This window comes from Kribbella sp. (assembly GCF_035687465.1).
In the GTDB taxonomy this organism is placed as follows: domain Bacteria; phylum Actinomycetota; class Actinomycetes; order Propionibacteriales; family Kribbellaceae; genus Kribbella.
Map to the genome: position 1 here is coordinate 1 of NZ_DASRXP010000576.1, position 4905 is coordinate 4905.

Sequence of the window (4905 nt, forward strand, 5' to 3'; positions counted from 1 at the left end):
CGGCGTGTGACACGTGTGACTCGAGTGGTAGTCGGGGTAGCCTGCTGACTATGGCGACCCGCACGTCTTCCCCGGCGCGGGCGCGGAAGTCGGCAGCCAACCGCCCGAAAACAGAGCGGTCGGCCACCGGTGGACGCTCCCGTCCGTCAGGCGCCCAGAAGCGTGGGCAGAGCGCGAAGCGCGGTGGCAATGCCGCTGCGCGAACGACCGCGCCCAGATCCGGCGGGGCGGGTCCCTTCGCGGCAGCCATGCTGGCTCTTGGCCGCGGTCTGATCAAGTGCTGGATCGGCATCGCGCACTTGCTCGGCAGCATCGTCCGCGGCGTCGGCAACGGCGCCCGCGACCTGGATCCGGCCCATCGCCGCGACGGCGCCGGCCTCACTCTGATCGGCCTGGCCGTCGTGGTCGCCGCCGCGATCTGGTGGGACCTGCCAGGTGCCGTCGGCAACGCCTTTCGCACAGTCATCGGCGGCAGCGTCGGCATGCTCGGCTGGGCCGTGCCGCTGATGCTGCTGTTCATCGCGCTACGGACCTTGCGCCACCCTGACCGCAACGGCCCGGCCGGTCGCCAGGTGATCGGCTGGACGGCGATCTCCCTGGGCGTGCTCGGCCTGGTCCACCTCGCGAACGGCATTCCGCGTCCGGGTGACCCGGCCAGCGGCCGCTTGCAGGATGCCGGTGGAGCCATCGGCTACGTCGTCTCCTCCCTGCTGTCCGACCTGCTCACGCAGTACGTCGCTGCGCCGCTGCTGGTGTTGCTCGCACTCTTCGGCGCGCTGGTAGTCACCGGTACTCCGATCTACGCGATCCCGCTGCGTGTGCGGGCCGCGTTCGACGTACTGCTGGGGCGGACCGAACTGCCTGCCGACGCGCCGTCGGTGGCGGCCGCCGACGACACTGTGCGCCTGACCCGGAAGGAGCGGCGCCAGAAGGCCGCTCTGGACGATGACGGTGAGCCAACGGTCAAGCCCTACGACTCCCCGGTGCTCGAGGGGCGCGAGATCTCCAAGCGTGGCCGGAAGAAGGCTGCTGTCTCGGAGGAAGACGCTGACGACACGGAGATCGGTCTCGATGCCGCCGGGGCCGCCGGCATGGGTGCTGCTGCCGCCGGTATGGGTGTTGCCAAGGCGGAGCCTGCTTCCGAACCGCCGCCGCACACGCCGATACCTCAGCGGGTCGAGCAGCTCAGCCTGTCCGGAGACATCACCTACACGCTGCCCGACGGCCAGATCCTGAAGCCTGGTTCGGTGCACAAGGCCCGCACCAAGGCCTCCGACGCTGTGGTGGATCGCCTCACCGAGGTGTTCGACCAGTTCACCATCGACGCCCAGGTGACCGGCTATACCCGTGGCCCGACAGTCACCCGCTACGAGGTGGAGCTCGGTTCTGCCGTCAAGGTGGAGAAGGTCACCGCGCTGAGCAAGAACATCGCCTACGCGGTGGCGAGCGCAGACGTCCGGATCCTGTCCCCGATCCCGGGCAAGTCCGCGATCGGCATCGAGATCCCGAACGTGGACAAGGAGATCGTCAGCCTCGGCGACGTGATCCGCTCCGCGACCGCGCGCAACGACCACCACCCGATGGTGGCCGGGCTGGGCAAGGACGTCGAGGGCGGCTTCGTGGTCGCCAACATGGCGAAGATGCCGCACCTGCTGGTCGCGGGTGCGACCGGCTCGGGTAAGTCGTCGTTCGTCAACTCGCTGATCACCTCCGTGCTGATGCGGTCGACGCCGGACGAGGTCCGGATGGTGCTGGTCGACCCCAAGCGGGTCGAGCTGAACAACTACGAGGGCATCCCGCACCTGATCACCCCGATCATCACGAACGCCAAGAAGGCCGCCGAGGCGCTGCAGTGGGTCGTCCGCGAGATGGACATGCGGTACGACGACCTGGCGGCCTTCGGGTTCCGGCACGTCGACGACTTCAACAAGGCCGTCCGCGGCGGCAAGATCAAGGTGCCGCCGGGCAGCGAGCGGGTGCTCACGCCGTACCCGTACCTGCTGGTGATCGTCGACGAGCTGGCCGACCTGATGATGGTCGCGCCGCGCGATGTCGAGGACTCGATCGTCCGGATCACCCAGCTCGCCCGGGCCGCCGGCATCCACCTGGTGCTGGCCACCCAGCGGCCGTCCGTCGACGTGGTCACCGGTCTGATCAAGGCGAACGTGCCGTCCCGGCTCGCCTTCGCCACCTCATCGCTCGCGGACAGCCGGGTCATCCTGGACCAGCCGGGCGCGGAGAAGCTGGTCGGCCAGGGTGATGGCCTGTTCCTGCCGATGGGCGCGAGCAAGCCGATGCGGATCCAGGGCTCCTGGGTCACCGAGAACGAGATCCGCGCGGTGGTCGAGCACTGCAAGGAGCAGTTGCAGCCGACGTACCGCGAGGACGTCACCGTGGCGGCCGGGCCGAGCAAGGACCTGGACGACGAGATCGGCGACGACATGGACCTGGTCGTCCAGGCGGCTGAGCTGATCGTTTCCACGCAGTTCGGCTCGACGTCGATGCTGCAACGCAAGCTCCGCGTCGGTTTCGCCAAGGCGGGCCGGCTGATGGACATCCTGGAGAGCCGGGGCGTGGTCGGGCCGAGCGAAGGTTCCAAGGCTCGCGACGTGCTGGTGAAACCTGACGATCTAGAGGACTTCGTCGCCACATTGCGAGGAGAGTGACCCGTGACCGCCCACACCACCGCACCCGAGGTCGCCTTCGGAGAGGGCCGGTCGGAGCAGCTTCTCACCGAGCCGGCCGGGGTGACCCAGGAGTTCACCATCCGCGCCTCGCAGAAGGTGCATGGTGCGCTCGCCGCCGGAGCCGCGCTGGTCGCGATCGGCTTCGCGGCCTCGGCTTCGAGCACGTCGACCGGCGTGCTGCGCTGGCTCGCGGCCGCCGCCTTCGCCGCGCTGGCGGTGTTCTGCGGCCGGGCGCTGACGGTCGGGGACATGCTGGTCGCCGACCAGGTCGGGATCAGGCTGCGGATCCGGCACGAGTGGATCGGCACCCGCTGGGAGGACATCGAGGAAGTGACCGTACTGCGGCGCCGGCATCCGCTCGACGACGGCCGGATCGCGGTGCACCTGCGTGACCCGGCGCCGGTGGTCGGATCGATGTCAGAGGCAACCAGAAAGGTTACAGATGCCAATCGCCGGTTGACTGGGACCTCTCTGGCGGTACCGTTCGGAATGACGGCCCGTCCGTCGAACGGGGAAGTGGTACAGGCTTTGCACATGCTGGCAGACGCCAGGTGTCCGGTCAGGGAACAACTCTGATCTTTCCGTGACCCCGTCGAGCCCCGGCCGTTGACTGTGGTGATGTCGGCGGATCCGTGAACGCGTGGACGGTGGAAAGGCGGTGGGGGACGTGAGCATCGGCAGCGAGCTCACGGCGGCCCGCGAACGGGCGGATCTGTCGATCGAGCAGTTGAGCGCGGCCACCCGGATCAGACCCGGCCTGCTGCTCGCCATGGAGGCGGACGACTTCTCCCGCTGCGGTGGCAACTTCTACGCCCGTGGCCACATCCGAGCGATCGCCCGGGTGGTGAAGGCAGATCCCGCTCCGCTGCTGGCCAGCTTCGACGAGACCCATCCCGCGGTCGAGCCGGACCAGCACCGCCGGGAGGACCGCGCGAAGGGGAAGGCTCCGATGTTGCACCCGGCCCGGCCCCGGTGGGCCGTCGTGCTGGGCGCCATCCTGGTCGGCCTGATGGGCTGGGGGATGATCCGGCTCTTCACGCTGCCGAGCGACGTCGAGGCGAACGCGTCCCGCTCGACCCCGACCGCCTCGGTGACCGCTCCGGTCGTCAAGCCGACCGTCACCAAGCCGCCGGTGAAGGCGACGACCAGGCCGAAGCCACCGGTATCTAAGAGGGTCACTGTGACCCTGAAGGCTGCCCGCGACGGGTCCTACGTGACGCTCCGGAACTACGACGGCCTCAAGCTCTTCCAGGGGCTGCTGGGACCGGGCTCCACCCAGACCGTCAGCTATCCCGGCACGATCCGGGTCTCCCTCGGCTCGGTGGGCAACATCGCCATCACCATCAACGGCAAGCCCGTCACGCCGAAGGCCAAGCGCTTCACGATCACCCCCACCGGCGCCGTCCAAAAGGACTGACCACTCCTCGGAGGGGCAGTGCGGGTGTGGCTGGGGGTTATGTCCGCGCGGGGTCGAGCAGTCATACTCGTAGGGATGACTAACACTCCCACCACCGTTGCCCTGGTCACGCTGGGCTGTGCCCGCAACGACGTCGACTCCGAGGAGCTGGCCGGCCGGCTCGAGGCCGGCGGCTTCCGCCTCGTCGACGACGCCGCCGAAGCGGACACCGTGGTGGTGAACACCTGTGGGTTCGTCGAGGCCGCCAAGAAGGACTCGGTCGACACCCTGCTGGCCGCCTCGGACTACAAGGAGTCCGGCCGGACCCAGGCAGTGGTCGCGGTCGGTTGCCTGGCCGAGCGATACGGCGAGCAGTTGGCCGAGGCGTTGCCCGAGACCGACGCGGTGCTCGGCTTCGACGACTACGCGGACATCTCCGACCGGCTGCGCTCGATCCTTTCCGGCACCAAGCACCAGTCGCACGTGCCGCGCGATCGCCGCAAACTCCTCCCGCTCGCGCCCGCGGATCGGGCCGGCGCGGAAGGTGTCGCGCTGCCCGGTCACGGCGACGCCTCCCCGCAGGAACTGAAGGGCCGGACGATCAAGGCGAGCGAGACGTCCGAGCTGACCATCGACGCGCCGGACCTGCCGTCGGCGCCGGCAAGCGGTCCGCGCGTCGTTCGGCGCCGGCTCGACGGCGGCCCGATGGCCCCACTGAAGCTGGCGTCCGGCTGCGACCGCCGCTGCGCGTTCTGCGCGATCCCCGCCTTCCGGGGCGCCTTCGTCTCCCGCCGCCCGACCGAGGTGCTCGGCGAGGCCCAG

At 69.4% G+C, this 4905-nt stretch carries 3 protein-coding genes and 1 pseudogene; all 4 read left to right on the top strand.

Annotated elements, in window-relative coordinates; all coding sequences use genetic code 11:
* Nucleotides 1-248 precede the first annotated feature (248 nt).
* Nucleotides 249-2666 (top strand): FtsK/SpoIIIE family DNA translocase, encoded by a 2418-nt coding sequence (locus VFG33_RS30490; RefSeq protein ID WP_414672996.1) that lies wholly within the window; start codon nucleotides 249-251, stop codon nucleotides 2664-2666.
* Between the two features lie 3 nt (nucleotides 2667-2669).
* Entirely contained in the window at nucleotides 2670-3263 is a 594-nt protein-coding gene (locus VFG33_RS30495) for a hypothetical protein (protein ID WP_325056444.1), read from the top strand.
* Between the two features lie 91 nt (nucleotides 3264-3354).
* Nucleotides 3355-4104: a helix-turn-helix domain-containing protein gene (locus VFG33_RS30500; protein WP_325056445.1), complete on the top strand. Its 750-nt coding sequence runs from the start codon at nucleotides 3355-3357 to the stop codon at nucleotides 4102-4104.
* A 75-nt stretch (nucleotides 4105-4179) separates the two neighbouring features.
* Nucleotides 4180-4905, top strand: a pseudogene (locus tag VFG33_RS30505) (MiaB/RimO family radical SAM methylthiotransferase); the annotation flags it as partial.